The organism is Bradyrhizobium sp. 62, from assembly GCF_023073035.1.
Taxonomy (GTDB): domain Bacteria; phylum Pseudomonadota; class Alphaproteobacteria; order Rhizobiales; family Xanthobacteraceae; genus Bradyrhizobium.
The window spans coordinates 1,031,254-1,047,562 of record NZ_JADPIT010000015.1 but is presented as its reverse complement, the minus strand read 5'-3'; the positions used below and the strand labels follow the sequence as shown (position 1 = coordinate 1,047,562).

Genomic DNA, 16,309 nt, shown 5'->3' with positions numbered 1-16,309 from the left:
CTCTAGCGCTCCCTGGACGCTGCCAAATCAGGCGCCATTGTAGGCGTTTCGGCAGCCCCGTCACGGCGGAACAGCACGTAGAGCGCCGGCAGCACCAGCAGCGTCAGCACGGTTGAGGAGATGATGCCGCCGATCACCACAGTCGCGAGCGGCCGCTGCACCTCGGCGCCGGCCCCGGTAGCAAGGGCCATCGGCACGAAGCCGAGGGACGCGACCAGCGCCGTCATCAGCACCGGACGCAGGCGTGTCAGCGCGCCCTCGCGCACCGCGTCGGCAACGGGCTGGCCCTCGCTGCGCAGCCGCTCGATGAAGGCGATGATGACGAGCCCGTTGAGCACGGCGACGCCCGACAGCGCGATGAAGCCGACGCCGGCGCTGATGGACAGCGGGATGCCGCGCAGCAGCAGCGCCATGACGCCGCCGGTCAGCGCCAGCGGCACGCCGGAGAACACGAGGGCCGCATCCGCCGCCGATCCCATGCCCATGAACAGCAGCAGGAACACCAGCAGCAGCGCCACCGGCACCACGAGCGTCAGCCGCTTGGTGGCGGAGACCAGTTGCTCGAACTGTCCGCCCCAGCCGATCCAGTAGCCCGGTGGCAGCTTGACCTTCTCCGCGACGGCGTTCTGGGCCTCGGCGACAAAGGAGCGCAGATCGCGCCCGCGAACGTTGGCCATAACCACCACGCGACGCTTGCCGTTCTCGCGGCTGATCTGGTTGGGTCCCGGTGCGATTTCGATCGCCGCGACGGAGGACAGCGGGACGTAGCGCAACGCCGCGTTTCCGCCCGGCCATGCGGTTTTGGTGACGGCCGGTACATCCTCGCCCGGCGGCAGCGGGATCGGCAGCGACTTGATCGTGTCAGGGTCGGCACGCAGGCTTTCCGGCAGCCGCACCACGATGTCGAAGCGGCGATCGCCCTCGAACAGCTTTCCGACCGGCTTGCCGCCGATCGCGATCTCGACCACGTTCTGCACCTCGCTGAGGCTGAGGCCGTAGCGTGACAGCGCCTGGCGGTCGAGCCTGACGGTGAGGATCGGCAGGCCCGCAATCTGCTCGGTCTTGACGTCGGCCGCGCCCTCGATGGCGTGGACGACGCCGTTGACCTGCTGGGCGATGCCAGCAAGCACGTCGAGATCGTCGCCGAAGATCTTCACGCCGACGTCGCTGCGGATGCCGGCAATGAGCTCGTTGAAGCGCATCTGGATCGGCTGGGTCATGCCATAGGCCGTGCCGGGCAGGGTGTTGGCGGTGCGTTCGAGCTCGGCGATCACCTCGTCCTTGGGCTTGTCCGGGTCGGGCCATTCGTCGCGTGGCCTGAGCGTGACATAGGTGTCGGTCATATTCGGCGGCATCGGATCGTTGGCGATCTCGGCGGTACCGATCTTGGAGAAGATGGTCGCGACCTCCGGTACCTGCTTGATCGCCATTTCCAGCCGCAGCTGCATGCCGACGCTCTGGGTCAGGCTGGTGCCGGGAATCCGGATGGTTTCGATGGTAATGTCGCCTTCGTCGAGGCTCGGGATGAATTCGCCTCCCATGCGCGTCGCGGCGAAGACGCTGCCGGCAACGATCAGCATGGCGCCAAACGCGACCATGCCGCGGTAGCGGATGGCGCGGTCGAGCAGCGGCACATAGAACCGCTTGGCCGCTCTCATGAAGATGTTCTCCTTCTCCGAGACCTTGCCGGTGACGAAGATCGCAACCGCGGCCGGGACGAAGGTGATCGACAACAGCGCCGCGCCGGCGAGGGCCATCAGCACGGTCAGCGCCATCGGCGTGAACATCTTGCCCTCGGTCCCCGTCAGGGTCAGGACCGGCAGGTAGACCACGGCGATGATCAGCGTGCCGAACAGGCTCGGCTTGATGACCTCGCTGCTGCCGGCGCGGATTGTCTCCATCCTCTCCTCGAGCGACAGCAGCCGGCCGCGCCTGTGCTGCTCGGCAGCGAGTAACCGCAGACAGTTCTCCACGATGATGACCGCGCCGTCGACGATGATGCCGAAGTCGATCGCGCCGAGGCTCATCAGATTCGCGCTGACCTTGCTCTCGACCATGCCTGTGATCGTGAACAGCATGGAAAGGGGAATGACACAGGCGGTGATCAGCGCGGCGCGGATGTTGCCGAGGATCAGGAAAAGCACAGCGATCACCAGCGCCGCGCCCTCGACGAGATTCTTCTCGACGGTCTGGATGGTGGCTTCCACCAGATGCGTGCGGTCATAGACGGCGCGCGCGATCACGCCGTCAGGGAGCGATTTCGCGATCTCCGTGAGCCGGGCCTTCACGCGCTGGGCCACCGTGCGGCTGTTCTCGCCGATCAGCAGCATGGCAGTGCCGAGCACGGTTTCGCTGCCGTTTGCGGTTGCTGCGCCCGAACGCAGGTCCTGGCCCTCCTGGACGTCGGCGACGTCGCGGATACGCACCGGGACGCCGCCGCGCGAACCGATCACGATGTCGCGGATCTCCGCGATAGTGGCGACCTGGCCCGGGGCGCGGACGAGATATTGCTCGCCGTTGCGCTCGATATAGCCGGCACCGACATTGGCGTTGTTGGCGGCCAGCGCCGTCATGATGTCGCGAAAGCCGAGTTTGTAGGCCATCAGCCGGCCGGGGATCGGCAGCACGTGGAACTGCCGCTCATAACCGCCGATCGAGTTGACCTCGATCACGCCGGGAATGGTGCGCAGTTGCGGCTTGATGATCCAGTCCTGGATGGTGCGCAACTCCGTCGGCGTGAACTCGGCACCGGTCTGTGACTTCGCGCCGGCCTTGGCTTCGACGGAGTAGACATAGATCTCGCCAAGGCCGGTCGAGATCGGGCCCATCGCGACCTCGGTTCCGGCCGGAAGCTGGTCCTTCGCCTGCTGGATACGCTCGTTGACGAGCTGCCGCGCGAAGTAGATGTCGGTGCCGTCCTGGAATACGACGGTGACCTGACTCAGGCCATAGCGTGAGATCGACCGGGTGTATTCGAGCTTGGGCAGCCCGCCCATCACGGTCTCGATCGGGAAGGTGATGCGCTGCTCGGATTCGAGCGGCGAGAGGCCCGGGGCACGGGTGTTGATCTGGACCTGCACGTTAGTGACGTCGGGGACCGCGTCGATCGGCAGGCGGGTGAAGTTCCAGGCGCCGAAGCCGCCGGCCGCGAGCGCGAACAGCAGGACCAGCCAGCGCTGCTGCAGCGAGACCGCGATGAGACGCTCAATCATGTTCGGCCTCGCCCTTGCCCATCTCCGCCTTCACGACGAAGCTGTTTTCCGCGACGTAATGCTCGCCGGCCGATAGACCGGCCTTGATCTCGACATGGCGGGGATCGGAATCGCCAAGCTCCACCGGGCGCGCCTCGATCTTGTCGCCATCCTCGCGGACGAACACGATGGTCCGGTTCTCCAGGGTCTGGATCGCGCTTCGGCGCACGGCGACCGCGACGTTGCGTGCGGCGAGGATCAGCCGTGCCGTGACGAACAGGCCGGGACGCAAACGCCCGTCCGGATTTGGCAGCACCACGCGCGCCAGCGCGGTCTGGGTCTCGCTCGAGCCGATCGGGGCCATGTAGGAGATGGAGCCCTTGATCTCGCCGCGGCCGTCGTCGGGATCGATCAGCACCTCGTCGTTGAGGCGAACGCGCCGCAGATCCTGCCGGTAGATCGATAGGTCGACCCAGATGGTGGAGAGGTCGGCGACCACGAAGGCCGGCTTCTGCTCGGAGGCGTATTCGCCGAGCGAGATCTGCCGCTCGATGATGGTGCCGGCAATCGGCGCCTTGAGCTCGTAGACGGTGAGGCTCTGGTTGCTCTCGATCGCGGCGAGCAGATCGTCCTTGCCGACCTTGTCGCCGATGCGCTTCTGGATCGATTTAGCGACGCCGGGAAAACGCGGCGTCACCTGCACCACGGCTTCCTGGTTGGCGCGCAGGATGCCGTTGAAGGCGAGCGTGTCGGTCAGCGTGACGCTCGCGGCTTCCGCCAGCGTCACGCCTGCGGCTGCAAGCTTGACGTCGGAGATGCGGATCCGGTCGGCGCCGTGCTCGTCCTGCTCGACATGGTCGTTCGGCTTCTCCGGCCTCTTGTCCGCGGCGTGTTCGGCATGCTCGACCCCTGTTGGGGCCAGCAGGGAATAGCAGTAAGCGCCAAGTGCGGCGGCAAACAATGCGACGAGGATGGTGGAGGACGTCTTCATCGTGCGCTCTCCCGCGCCAGCGTGAAGGGATTGCCGACGAGGCCTTCGATGGTCGCCACCCCCGCGTGGAAATTCTGCAGCGCCTCCTGCTCGCGCAGCCGCGCCTGGGTGACGCTGGCCTGCGCATCGAGCACTTCGAGCAGGCTGAAGCGGCCCTGGCCGTAGCCTTGCGCGATGGCGTCCGACGCTTCGGTAGCCTTGGGAATGGCGCTCTCGCGCAGCACCGCGAGCTCGCGCAGCGAGCCCTGCAGCGAGTCGTAGGCGCGGCCCGCGACCACAATCAGCGTGTTGCGGTTGGCCTCGCGCTCGGCCTTGGTCTTGGCAAGGCTTTCCTGCGCCGAGAGGATATTGCCCTGGTTCTGGTCGAACACGGGGATCGGCACCGAGACGGTGAGGCGCGCCGCGTCGTCATTGGTCTCGTTGAAATGGCGCCAGCCGGCGGCGATCCGCACGTCGGGATAGGGACGCAGCCGCGCCAGCAACAGCTCGGCGTTGCGCTGGGCATAGATCGCGGTCCAGCGCACCAGCTGCGGATTGGCATCGATCGCGGCGACGACCGACTGGAATGTCGGCGGCCGTCCCATGGTGTCGAGCCGTCCGGAGACCTCGCCGAATCTCGGCGCCGCGTCGCCCATCAGGACCGCAAGCTCGCGCCGGGCGCTGGCCATCGTCGCCTTGAAGCGCTCGCGGTCGGCCTTCACCAGGGCGGATGCCACTTCCGCACGGCCGGTCTCGGCCGGCGAGGAGGCGCCGGCCTCGACGCGGCGGCGCAGAAGCGGCGTCAGCCGGTCGATGGCGGTGATCTGCTCGTCGAGGATCTGGATGCGCCGCTGTGCGCCGAGCACGCTGAGGAAGGCGATCGCGGTCTCCGACAGCACCTCCAGCCTGACGGCCTTGCGCTGGATCGCGGCGACCTCGATGCCGGCGACACCCGCGGCGATCCGCGCGTCGCGCTTGCCGAACAGCTCGAAGGCCTGGCTGATCTGGAGCGTGGTCTCGGCCGATCGCGTGCCGCGATAGATGCCGGACCCGAACGAATTGTCCTGTTCGTAGGTCAGCTCCGGATTGAGAAGCGCACCTGCCTGGATGCGCTGGCCCGTGGCGATGCCGACATCGCGCTCCGCCGCGGTCAGCCGCGGGCTCGTGGCCAGCGCGCGCGAGAGCGCGCTCCGCATCGTCAGAGTCTGGGCGTGAGATGGCGCAAGCGCCAATCCGACAATCAGACACGCTGCCGCGCACGCCAGGCGCGCGGCCATTCCCCTGTAAAACATGAAACCGACCTGTGAAGGATGAACCTCATGGGCGCGGAGCGCCCGACCAATCCGTTCAGGCCATCTGTTTGGGAGGCGGGGAGTCGGTATCGGGAATAATGCCGGCGAGCCGGGGTGCGCGTTGCGGGCGCGATGCGGACACGAGCCCGATCGATGCGGCCGGTGGCGCCGGCTGCGCCACCGTCACCGAGAAGCAGCCATGGCAATGATGACCGCCGATGGCCTTGTGGTCGTTGTGATCTCCCGAGCCGTCAAGGACGGCGCTGATCTCCGAGCCGCCACCGGGCGTGGTGACGTCGATGTCGTGCAGGCCATGCAGCGCTCCCGCGAGCAGGTAGACAACCGCGATCAGCACAGACAGCAGCCCGCGCCAGTGGCGCGGCCGGCATGATCCTGAGGGCTGGCGGTTCGCGAGCACGATTTCACTCTGGTTGCGGTCTGTGTCCGGCCTAGCATGGGGGCGGGAACAGTGTCGACCCGCAACATTGTTACGTCCCCTGGAACAATTGCCGCAGCGATTGCGAAGACGACAGCGCTTCTCATTGGCGCGTGATCAGGCTCAACTGGGCATCGGCTGACGCTCCGCTTGCTGCGTTCGGCACATCGCCGGCTTCGACGGTCACGACGGCGCGACAGCCGGCTTCCATGGCCCGTTCCAGCCATTTGATGGCTTCATCAATCCACTGGTCGTGGTGCTCGGGATCGGCGATCGCCTTTTCCCGGAATGCATCTGCCTGATGAAGGCACGCGGTTCTGCGATCCACGCCGCTCTCCCGATCCGGAGGTTCCGCCCCGATCGCATCCTTGTTGATCGGCGAGCCGGCGTCGTTAACATAGGACAGGAACCGGCGCCCAAAAAGAAAGCCCCAGCCGGGACTGACCGGCTGGGGCTTTCGTGCTCACAAACTTCATCCTTGGGACTTGGACAGCTAATCCGCATCGCGCCGGTTCGTTCCCGCGGGCTCGGTCCAGTTTGGAACGTTCTTTCTTCGTCGTGATTAGCGACGAGGAGAAATCGAGGAGGACGGACCATGGACGGATTGATTTATCTCATCGGCTTGATCGTCGTCGTCATGGCGATCCTGTCGTTCTTCGGCCTGCGCTGAGAGAGCGGCGATGACGATGGAAACTCTCATACAGGAAGACATCATGGAAGGCGGCGGCGTCGCTGCCGATGGGCGCACCATCCAGTGGAGCTCGGTGATTGCAGGCGCTTTGGCTGCCGGCGCAATGTCGTTCATCCTGGTCGGCTTTGGAGTCGCCGTCGGCCTGGGCGTCAGTTCAGCCTCGCCGACATGGCGCGATGCATCGGCGGCGCTGGCTTTGCTGTCGGGGCTGTATCTGATCATCCAGGCGATTATCAGCTTCGGCTTCGGCGGCTATGTCGCCGGCCGGACAACGCGACCAGCCCCGACGATCACAACGATCGAAGACGACGGCGAACGGCGGGACGGGCTGCATGGCCTGATGTCCTGGGCGCTTGCCGTGCTGCTTGGTGCCGCTCTGCTCGCGATACTCGGCGCAGCTGCGATTGATCGTTCGCCGATGCGCAGTTCGGCGAGCAATACCTCCGCCGCCGAGCCTCTGTTGAGCTACGAGCTGGACAAGCTGTTTCGCGCGCCGCGGCGGCCCCCTAACACCGACCTCAGGGAAGCCCGCGCCGAAGCAGGACGCATCTTGATGACGTCATCGAGCCACAGCGGCATCAGCACCGATGATCGGACCTATCTGGTGCAGCAGGTGGCCGCGCTGACGGGACTCGCCGCTCCCGACTCGGAACGACGGGTCGACGCGCTGATCGCGGATTCAAGGACGGCGATCAATCGGGCGCGGCGCAATTCCATCATCGTCGCCTTCTCCGTTGCCGCAGCAACCCTGATCGGCGCTGCCGTGGCCTGGGCTGCGGCGGTGGCCGGCGGGCGGCACCGCGATGGAGAGCCGTTGCCGAACTGGATGGCAAGCTCGAACCGCTTCCATCGCTCTCCGCGCGCGATGCCGGTGCCCTGACGTGCAGGACGATGGCCGGGAGCGATCCCGGCCATGTTGCCTTTGACGAGAGGCGCTAGGCCTTCTCCTCCCAGATCATGGCGAGGTGCACGATCGTCTGCACCGCCTTCTCCATGTCCTGCCGGCTGACCCATTCGAGCCGGGAGTGAAATGCGTGCTCGCCGGCGAAGATGTTGGGGCAGGGCAGGCCCATGAAGGAGAGGCGCGAGCCATCGGTGCCGCCGCGGATTGCGGTGCGCATCGGGCGCAGGCCGGCGCGGCGGATCGCTTCGATGGCGTATTCGAGAATGTGCGGGTGACGATCGATTACCTGCTTCATGTTGCGGTACTGCTCCCGCACCTCGAATGTGTAGGTCGAGCGCGGAAAATCCTTCATCACGTCCTTGACGATGTTCTCGAGCAGGATCTCCTTCTCCTTCAGCCCTTCCTCGGTGAAGTCGCGCACGATGAAGGAGAGCGTCGCCTGCTCCAGCGCGCCCTCGATGCCGATCGGATGCAGAAAGCCCTGCTTGCCTGATGTCGTCTCGGGCGAGCAGCCTTCGCGGGGCAGTCGCTCGACGATGGCGGCGGCGATCTTGATCGCATGCTCCATCTTGCCCTTGGCATAGCCGGGATGGGCGCTGACGCCGTTGATGGTGATGGTGGCGCCGTCCGCTGAGAAGGTCTCGTCCTCCACGCTGCCCGCGCTCTCGCCGTCCATGGTGTAGCCGAACTCGGCGCCGAGCTTCTTGATGTCGACATTGTCGACGCCGCGGCCGATCTCCTCGTCGGGCGTGAACAGGATCTTGATGGTGCCGTGCTTCACGTCCGGGTTGTTGATGAAGAAATGCGCGGCATCCATGATCTCGGCCACGCCCGCCTTGTTGTCGGCGCCGAGCAGGGTGGTGCCGTCGGTGGTGATGATGTCGTTGCCGATCTGGTTCTTCAGCGCCGGATGCTCGGCGAAGCGGATCACCTGGCTGGTGTCGCCCGGCAGCGTGATGTCGCCGCCGCGATAGTTCTTCACGACCTGCGGCTTGACGTTCTTGCCGGTAACGTCGGGCGAAGTGTCCATGTGCGAGCAGAAGCAGATCACCGGCACCTTCTTCGTCGTGTTCGCCGGGATCGTTCCGTAGACGTAGCCGTAATCGTCGAGATGCGCGTCCTCGACGCCCATCTGCCTGAGCTCGGCGGCGAGCACACGGCCGAGATCTTTCTGCTTCTCGGTCGAGGGCGAACTCGGGGATTCCGGATCGGACTGGGTGTCGATGGTGACGTAGCGCAGGAAGCGCTCGGTCACGGTATGCGAAAAGGTGAGGGAGGACATTTCTGGTCAAACCGCCGGGTCAGGGGAGAGGGGCGGTATACCAGAAAAGCAGGGCGCGGTGAGGCCGGAGGACGCTGATCAGGCTTAACGAAACGTGAGGGGTCAGATCGCCTCTTTCAGTTCCTTGACCGGGCGGAAGGCGACCTTCTTGCTGGCCTTGATGTGGATGGGCTCGCCGGTGGCGGGATTGCGGCCGGTGCGGGCGGCGCGCTTGCGAACCTGGAGGATTCCAAGCCCGACGATCCGGACGCGGTCGCCCTTCTTCAGGTGCTTGGTGATCAGGTCGACCATGTCGGTCAGAACGGCCTCAGCGCGCTTCTTCGACAGGTCCTGGCTCTCCGCAATGTCGGCAGCGAGGTGCTTGAGCGTGATGGTGGCGGGAGCGGCAGCCTTCTTCGCCATATCTGGCCTCCTCGATGCTTGCCGGTGGTCGGGTGACGATCCCTGAACCGCCAAGTTCCGGAGGCGTAGACGATTCGGGACCGGACTGACTACGCCGCCGGCATGAGCGCGGGCCACGTCCGTGCGCGCCCTCGACGGAAATCCGCCCCGTTCAGGCTGTGGACGCAACATCCTTGACTTCAACAGGTCCGGCCTTTAAGTCCCCCCTCGTTCCGCAGACATTTGCGTGTCACGCGGGAGTAGCTCAGTTGGTTAGAGCGCCGGCCTGTCACGCCGGAGGTCGCGGGTTCGAGCCCCGTCTCTCGCGCCATTTTTGGCAATCCTTTCATACCCTTACCTTCAAATCCTGATCTCGCTTCGATCCCGGGTCGCGCGCGCCCTCAACGACCTCACCACCAGCAAGGTGAAAGTACCGGCGACGACGCTTGATGCGCTGGTCGAAGAGCTGTCGCTCAAGCCGCCGTTCCTGCTCAAGCTCGACGTGCAGGGCGCGGAACAGGCCGCGCTGAAGGGCGCGCGCGACGTGCTCGAGAATTGCAGCGTGGTCGTCTGCGAGACCGATGTTGACGACTTCCAGGACATCAACGCGATGCTGCTGGCCGCAGGTTTCTTCCTCTACGATTTGACGACGCTGCAGCGCCTGCGCGACGGAACGCTCGGCTGGTTCTACCCGGTCTTTGTCAGCGGCAAGCTCGCCCATCTGAAGCCGCAGGCGTTCTGGGACGCCGGCGACAATGCTGCCGTGATCGGCGTGCAGGAGACGCGCCGCAAGATCATCCTGGAGCAGAACAGGAAGGCCCTCAACCGGCTGCGTTATGGGCAGAGCGGTGTCGGCCGCAACGATCCCTGTCCTTGCGGTTCAGGCGAGAAATTCAAGCACTGCTGCGGCAGCTATTGACCCGCTTCATGTTGGCTCACTCGCTCGTCGCCTGAATCAGAAAGGCCGCCCGAAGGCGGCCATTTGGTATCGAACCGGACCTTTTCGTCCTCAGCGGATCTCCGACGTCCCGGCGCTGGTGACGACGACCGGCTTGCCGGCCTTGATCACGTGGGCGGACTGGGCGGTCTGGCTGTAATCGGCATTGGTGCGAGCTGCGATCCCGAAGGCGGCCACCGTGATTCCGGCTACCAGCGCCACCACCACGATCTTGAGGTGGGTCGCACGATCAGCAGAGTGAATGGAGTGGTTCATCTGAGCCTCCCGACGGGCTTTGCCGCCGTCTATGGCTCTTCTTGTAAGGACCGTCTGTTTCCGGATGGTTTCGCGGGTTCCGCAAAATGGTTTCATCTCCCCGCGAGCGGGTTTCGCCAGGGAGAGGCGTCCGGGGCCGGCGTCAGGCTGCGGCCCGGCCGATATCGTCCCGGATCGAGCGCGCCGCCCAAACGAACAGGAGCGCCCCCAGCGTGGTCGTGACCGCCGCCGAGAGCAGGGAATAGCGCACCGCGTCGGCGCCGTAAGCGCCCTTCAGGGCGTCGTTGACCATGCCCACGGCGAGCGGGCCGACGCCCTGGCCGAAGCAGGTGGCGGTGAGCGCGATCAGGGCAGAGGCCAGCGCCCGCATGCTCGGCTTCGCCACCGTCTGCGCGATCGCGAAGATCGGCCCGAGATGGAAGCCGACCAGGAACGAGGTCAGCGCCAGCATGGCCACCATCATCGCAAAGTCCTGCGTCAGCATGCACAGCGCGAACACCGGGCCGGCAAGGCCCGAGGTGATGGCGGGCGCCCACAGCTTCCAGCGGTCGTCGCGGCGACTGATCTGCGCCACCACGAAGCCGCCGAGCAGGGTGCCGGCCATGCCGGCGAGCCCCTTGAAGGTGCCGGCATAGGTGCCGATCTCGGCGCTCGACAGATGGTGCACGCGCGCGAGGAACGGCGGGATCCAGGCTGCGGTCGCGTAGTTCGTGTAAGTGGTGAGGCAGAAGCCGATCAACACGATGATGAAGCTCTGCTGCGAGGCCAGGAAACGCAGCGTCGGCCCGAGCGGCTCGGGCACGAAATTCTCCTGCATGGCGCCGCGCTTCGGCTCGGAGATCGTCAGCCACAGGATAATCGCGAGCAGGATGCCGGGCAGGCCCGCGACGTAGAACGCCATCCGCCAGCCGTAGTGCTGGTTGACGTAGCCGCCGACGAAATAGCCGAGGAAGACGCCGAGATAGGTACCGACGGCGTAGATGCCGAGCGCGCGCGGACGCTCGTTCTTGGCGAAGAGGTCGGCGACGATGGATTGCGAGGCGGGCGAGCCTGCGGATTCGCCGATGCCGACGCCGATCCTCGCCAGCGCCAGCGACGTGACGCTCGAAGCAGCGCCGCACAACGCCGTCATCGCGCTCCAGAAAGCAAAGGCGACGGCGACGATGTTGCGCCGGTTGAGCCGGTCGGCGACGCGCGCGATGGGAATGCCGAGCAGGGAATAGAACAGGGCGAAGCCGAAGCCCGCGAGCAGGCCCATCATGGTGTCGCTGAGCTGGAACTCCTTCTTGATCGGCTCGATCAGCACGTTGAAGATCGTGCGGTCGAGGAAGTTCAGCGCGTAGATGATTGTGAGCAGGCCCAGCACGTAATAGCGCCGCGCCGGGGGTTTTGCCGTCGCGGCCGTTTGCACCGACATTTGTGACGTCACATCGACCATCGCTTCCCCCAATTAGTCTTTGTTATCGTTGTCGGTCCAGCTTTGATTGGAGCTGGCTGCTTCACGCGTCGCGGATGTAATTCCCCGCTTCGAATTCGACCGGAGGCGCGCTCACATCGAAGGAGATTCCGATCGGATCGCGGCCTGCTTCCATCGCCTCGAGCTGCTCGCTCAGCATGCGTCGGATCATGAGGATGCCGCGGTCGCTCTGGCCGAAATGCTCCTCGGAATGGATGGTCTGCGGTCCCTGGCCGACCTGGGCTTCATAGTCGCCCGGAAATTGCTGGTGCTCTTCCTCGGTCATGTCCCACCAGAATTTGCCGTTGAATTTCGAGCGCATGCGGCCGATGTCGCCGGGGTTCTTGACGCGGCCGGCGACGTAGATGCGGAACGAGGTGTCGTCGATCGGCAGCGTCCAGCCGATCGACTCGACACGGGCGAACTGCGCCACGCGCGGGTTTGGCACGACGCGCAAGGTGGGGAGCGCCGCCTCGGTGACGCGGTAAAACACCTTGCCGTCATCCTGCTTGCGGATCGAGCGCACGGCGATCCCGCGCGGCGTCTTGTCGAACGTCACCTCCGGCATCGACGCCATCATGTTGGTGAATTGCGGGCCCGAGAAGGAGCCGTGCAGCACCGGCACGTGGTAGGGATCGACCACGTTCTCGAAATGCTGGAGCCAGTTGCAGGGGATGATCGCCGGACCACCGCCGCCGATCGAGGAATCGTCCGCCTCCACGAACTCGCCGTCGTCCGTGGTCTCCAGGCAATCATAGGCCGGCAGCACCGGGCGTTTCTCGGCCGGGCCCATATAGGCGAAGATCAGCCCGTAGCGCTCCTCGACCGGATACCAGGGCTGGCGCACCTTGTCCTTGAACTGGCCGCCGTCGGGCTCGCAGGGCTGCTCCAGACAGTGACCTTCGGCGTCGAACTTCCAGCCGTGATAGCAGCAGCGGATGCCGTCCTCCTCGACCTTGCCGTAATAGAGCGTGGTGCCGCGGTGGCAGCAGCGGGCGTGGAGCAGTCCGGCGCGGCCGTGCTTGTCGCGGAACAGCACCATATCCTCGCCGAGCGCGCGAACCTTTTTCGGGGTGTCGGTGGCATCGCTGATGAGCCCGACCGGGTGCCAGTAGCGTCGCAGCAGTTCGCCCATCGGCGTGCCGCGCATGACCGAGGTGAGCTCGGTGCGCGTGTGCGCCGGCTTCATCGCATAGGCCGTGCCGAGATCGCGATCTCGCTGGGTGATGGTCATGCTGATCCTCCCGCTGTCGGCCTTACTGGCTCGGCTTGTGACGCCCTGAACACCAGTGAAGGGCTGATCGATGACAATGTCAACGATTTTCCAAATGCCTCTTAGTCGCATTCGGATCAGGCTGGGGAGGTTGCGCTACCAAGACTTGGCACGCCGCGGCTTTCTTGGCAGAGGTGGATCATGAGCCAGACATCAAGCAGGGCCGGGCGCGCATCGTCCGATGCGGACGAAAGTCAGTCGCCGGCGCCGATCACTGTGATGCTGTCGTCGCGGCTGATGGTGCTGGCCAATTTGCTCAAGCGCGGCGCCATCCTGCGCTACAAGCGTCTCGCCGGATTGTCCTCGGTCGAGTTTGGCCTGGTCGCCTCGCTCGGACGGCGGCCGCCGATGAGCGTGGCGCGGCTTGCGGAAGCTGTCGGCCAGGACAAGGGGCAGATCAGCCGCGCGCTTGCGGAACTCGTCTCGCGCAAGCTGATCGCGAAATCAGCGAACCCGAAAGACAGCCGCGAGGTTCTGGTCTCGCTGACCGCAACCGGCCTTGCGGCGCATGATGCGATCGTCGCCGGTGCGCAGGAGCGCAATCGGCGCTTGCGCAAACATCTGAGCGAAGCCGAGTTCGAGGCGCTGCTGCAGCAGGTCGATCAATTGACGACGATCGCTGCCGAGATGCTCGAGAGCGAGAAGACTTCGCGCTGACGTTTCGGCAATCCGGGACATGTTGGATCGCTTCCAAGAATCTTTCCAAGAACCCTTCCAAGACTCTTTCTAAGAGGCTTTCAATTAGGGAATTCGCGCGCGCTCCCCTAAGCGTCACCGCAAGCGCATGCCGTCATGGGACTGACGGCATGGGCAAATCAAAACATGCAGTTTTGGGGTTGCGCGTTGAACAGTCTTGGAATGCTGCGGTCGGCCGTATTGGCGACCGCATCCGCTTGGGTTTTGGTGCCGCAGGCATCGCTTGCACAATCTCCTGCGCAGAGTGGCGCGCAGAACATTCCGTCGGTCACCGTCACCGCGCCGGAAGCGCGCCGCCGGGCGGCGCCCTCCGTCCAGCGCCGCGCGCCGCGATCATCCCAGCAGACCGCCAACCGAAGCAAGCCGCAGCCGCAGCGCAATGTCGGTTCCGTGGAGACCCCGCTCGGCCCGGTGCACGGCTACGTCGCCGGCCGCAGCTCGTCCGGCACCAAGACCAACACGCCGATCATGGAGACGCCGCAGGCGGTGTCGGTGATTGGCGCGGAGCAGATCCGCGACCAGAAGGCAAACAAGCTCGACGAAGTCCTGCGCTATACCGCCGGCGTCCGCGCCGGGACCTTCGGCGCGGACACGCGCAACGACTGGTGGCTGATCCGCGGCTTCAAGTCCGACGACGTCGGACTGTTTCTCGACGGCATGCAGCTGTTCTACACGTCCTATGCGAGCTGGAAGCTTCAGACGCCCAACATGGAGCGCGTCGAGGTGCTGCGCGGTCCGTCGGCCGTGCTCTATGGCGGATCGAGCCCGAGCGGCATCGTCAACGTCATCAGCAAGATGCCGCCGGCGGAGCCCGTCCGTTTCATCGAGACCGGCGTCAACAATTTCGGCAACGCCTATGTCGGCTTCGATGTCGGCGGTCCGGTCGCGACGACCCCTGAGAACGGCAAGCTGTTCTACCGCGTCGTCGGTCAGGTCCAGAACGGCCCGACGCAGGTCAATTTCACCCCGGACAACAACTACTTCATCGCGCCGTCGGTGACCTGGAAGCCGGACGCCGACACGACGTTCATGGTGCTGGCTTCAGCTTCCCGGCATCAACTTCCTGCCCTATGAGGGCACGGTGACCAACGCTCGGTTCGGCAAGATCCCCACCAGCTTTTTCGCCGGCGATCCCAGCGTCGACAAGTTCACGCGCGAGCAGGAGATGCTGGGCTACCAGTTCGAGCGCAATCTCACCGACGATCTGACGTTCCGGCAGAATGCGCGGTTTGCCCACGTCGATGTGACCTATCGCGGCTACGTCGGCAATAATTGGGCTGACATCAACACGGGCAGTCTCGGTCGCTATAATTGGTATGCAAAGAACACCGCCAATCAGGCCAATCTCGACAACCAGCTGGAGTACCGCTTCAACACCGGCGCGGTGCGGCATACGATGCTGTTCGGGGTCGATTTGAAGGGCTACCAGATCGACGATTATCAGGCTTTCAACTTCGGCACCGTTCCTTCGATCAATGTCTTCAATCCCGCCTATGGATTTGACATTCCATTGACGGGCGCACCGTTCCGCAACTTCCAGATCACGCAGAAGCAGGCCGGCACCTATCTTCAGGACCAGATGAAGCTCGGCAACTTCACGCTGGTGCTGAGCGGCCGCAACGATTGGGTCGAGACGACGCAGGCTGGCCGTGATACCGGCGCCACGCTCGCCAGCCGCGACGACAGCAGGTTCAGCGGGCGCGCCGGGCTGATCTACAATTTCGACAACGGCATCGCGCCCTATGTGTCTTACGCCACGAGCTACAATCCGATCATCGGCCTCAACGCGCAAAACCAGCTGTTCCTGCCGGAGACCGGCCAGCAGGCGGAAATCGGCGTGAAGGTCGCGCCGCGGGGATTTGACGGCTACTTCACCGCTTCGGTGTTCGACCTGAAGCGCCAGAACGTGGCAACCACTGATCCTGTCGTCACGACCTTGCAGAACCAGACCGGCGAGGTGACATCGCGCGGCATCGAGCTCGAAGCGGTGGCGAACGCCACGCGTGAGCTGAAGCTGATCGGCTCGTTCACGGCCTACCATTTGTTCAACAGCAGGGATCTGGACCCGTCGTTGGTCGGCAAGACCCCGACCAACACGCCTGAGCTCCTGGTGTCGGGCTGGGCGGACTACACCTTCAAGGACGGGCCGCTCGCGGGGTTCGGCTTCGGCGGCGGCGTCCGCTATGTCGGTTCGTCGTGGGCGGATACCGCCAATACCCTCGAGGTTCCCGCGGTCGTGCTCGGCGATCTCGCGCTCCACTACGAGTGGCAGAACTGGCGCACCGCGCTGAACGTGGTCAATCTGACCGACAAGGTCTACGTCGCGAGCTGCGCAGCGGCGTCCTCCTGCTTCTACGGCGACCGCCGGCGCGTCACCGCCAGCGTCTCCTACAAATGGTGAGGCAAATGACGAGAACAGGCGAGGGAAGGCCATCGTGAGAGCCTGACCGGCTCGTCACTGGCTTCCAACCACGAGATCGATGAGCTCGCGGGCCATGCCCCCCGGCCCGAAGCTCATGCGAGC

13 protein-coding genes, 1 tRNA gene and 1 pseudogene are annotated in these 16,309 nt (G+C 64.9%); 5 read left to right on the top strand and 10 right to left on the bottom strand.

Going from position 1 to position 16,309, the window contains the following annotated elements; translation table 11 throughout:
* Positions 1-2: 2 nt before the first annotated feature.
* The 5 genes from IVB47_RS15525 to IVB47_RS15505 all read right to left on the bottom strand — a co-directional run bounded on the left by IVB47_RS15525 (position 3) and on the right by IVB47_RS15505 (position 6,217).
* Positions 3-3,212 carry a CusA/CzcA family heavy metal efflux RND transporter gene (locus IVB47_RS15525; RefSeq protein ID WP_247462470.1) on the bottom strand — a complete coding sequence of 1,070 codons (3,210 nt, stop codon included), beginning with the start codon at positions 3,210-3,212 and terminating at the stop codon, positions 3-5.
* Positions 3,205-4,182 carry a divalent metal ion exporter adaptor subunit IhpB gene (gene ihpB / locus IVB47_RS15520; RefSeq protein ID WP_247462468.1) on the bottom strand — a complete coding sequence of 326 codons (978 nt, stop codon included), beginning with the start codon at positions 4,180-4,182 and terminating at the stop codon, positions 3,205-3,207. The genes IVB47_RS15525 and ihpB overlap by 8 nt, the downstream gene beginning before the upstream one ends.
* Positions 4,179-5,453 carry a divalent metal ion exporter subunit IhpA gene (gene ihpA, locus IVB47_RS15515; RefSeq protein WP_247462466.1) on the bottom strand — a complete coding sequence of 425 codons (1,275 nt, stop codon included), beginning with the start codon at positions 5,451-5,453 and terminating at the stop codon, positions 4,179-4,181. The genes ihpB and ihpA overlap by 4 nt, the downstream gene beginning before the upstream one ends.
* A gap of 55 nt (positions 5,454-5,508) precedes the next feature.
* Positions 5,509-5,871 (bottom strand): hypothetical protein, encoded by a 363-nt coding sequence (locus tag IVB47_RS15510; protein ID WP_247462464.1) that lies wholly within the window; start codon positions 5,869-5,871, stop codon positions 5,509-5,511.
* Positions 5,872-5,992: 121 nt separating this feature from the next.
* Positions 5,993-6,217 carry a hypothetical protein gene (locus tag IVB47_RS15505; protein WP_247289457.1) on the bottom strand — a complete coding sequence of 75 codons (225 nt, stop codon included), beginning with the start codon at positions 6,215-6,217 and terminating at the stop codon, positions 5,993-5,995.
* A 352-nt stretch (positions 6,218-6,569) separates the two neighbouring features.
* Here IVB47_RS15505 and IVB47_RS15500 point away from each other — a divergent pair, with 352 nt between their 5' ends.
* Entirely contained in the window at positions 6,570-7,460 is an 891-nt protein-coding gene (locus IVB47_RS15500; RefSeq protein WP_247462462.1) for a hypothetical protein, read from the top strand.
* Positions 7,461-7,515: 55 nt separating this feature from the next.
* Here the strand turns inward: IVB47_RS15500 and pepT are convergent, their stop codons facing one another.
* The gene (pepT, locus tag IVB47_RS15495) at positions 7,516-8,766 is read right to left on the bottom strand and encodes a peptidase T (protein ID WP_027567208.1); all 1,251 of its coding nucleotides are present in this window, start codon (positions 8,764-8,766) and stop codon (positions 7,516-7,518) included.
* Between the two features lie 102 nt (positions 8,767-8,868).
* Entirely contained in the window at positions 8,869-9,339 is a 471-nt protein-coding gene (locus IVB47_RS35425) for an HU family DNA-binding protein (RefSeq protein WP_256465240.1), read from the bottom strand.
* A 62-nt stretch (positions 9,340-9,401) separates the two neighbouring features.
* Here IVB47_RS35425 and IVB47_RS15485 point away from each other — a divergent pair.
* Both IVB47_RS15485 and IVB47_RS15480 read left to right on the top strand, forming a co-directional pair.
* Positions 9,402-9,478 (top strand) — tRNA-Asp (locus tag IVB47_RS15485).
* Positions 9,479-9,481: 3 nt separating this feature from the next.
* Positions 9,482-10,066: an FkbM family methyltransferase gene (locus tag IVB47_RS15480; protein ID WP_247462460.1), complete on the top strand. Its 585-nt coding sequence runs from the start codon at positions 9,482-9,484 to the stop codon at positions 10,064-10,066.
* Positions 10,067-10,156: 90 nt separating this feature from the next.
* Here the strand turns inward: IVB47_RS15480 and IVB47_RS15475 are convergent, their stop codons facing one another.
* The 3 genes from IVB47_RS15475 to IVB47_RS15465 all read right to left on the bottom strand — a co-directional run bounded on the left by IVB47_RS15475 (position 10,157) and on the right by IVB47_RS15465 (position 13,050).
* Complete coding sequence (locus tag IVB47_RS15475) at positions 10,157-10,360, bottom strand: hypothetical protein (protein ID WP_007603528.1); 204 nt, start codon at positions 10,358-10,360, stop codon at positions 10,157-10,159.
* 142 nt (positions 10,361-10,502) lie between these two features.
* A complete protein-coding gene (locus IVB47_RS15470) occupies positions 10,503-11,798 on the bottom strand; it encodes an MFS transporter (RefSeq protein WP_346015282.1) in 1,296 nt (431 codons plus the stop codon).
* A gap of 61 nt (positions 11,799-11,859) precedes the next feature.
* Positions 11,860-13,050: an aromatic ring-hydroxylating dioxygenase subunit alpha gene (locus IVB47_RS15465; protein ID WP_247462458.1), complete on the bottom strand. Its 1,191-nt coding sequence runs from the start codon at positions 13,048-13,050 to the stop codon at positions 11,860-11,862.
* Between the two features lie 180 nt (positions 13,051-13,230).
* Between IVB47_RS15465 and IVB47_RS15460 the strand changes: the two genes are divergently transcribed.
* Positions 13,231-13,746 carry a MarR family transcriptional regulator gene (locus IVB47_RS15460; RefSeq protein WP_027567203.1) on the top strand — a complete coding sequence of 172 codons (516 nt, stop codon included), beginning with the start codon at positions 13,231-13,233 and terminating at the stop codon, positions 13,744-13,746.
* A 201-nt stretch (positions 13,747-13,947) separates the two neighbouring features.
* A pseudogene (locus IVB47_RS15455) lies at positions 13,948-16,186 on the top strand (TonB-dependent siderophore receptor).
* The last annotated feature ends 123 nt before the right edge of the window (positions 16,187-16,309 follow it).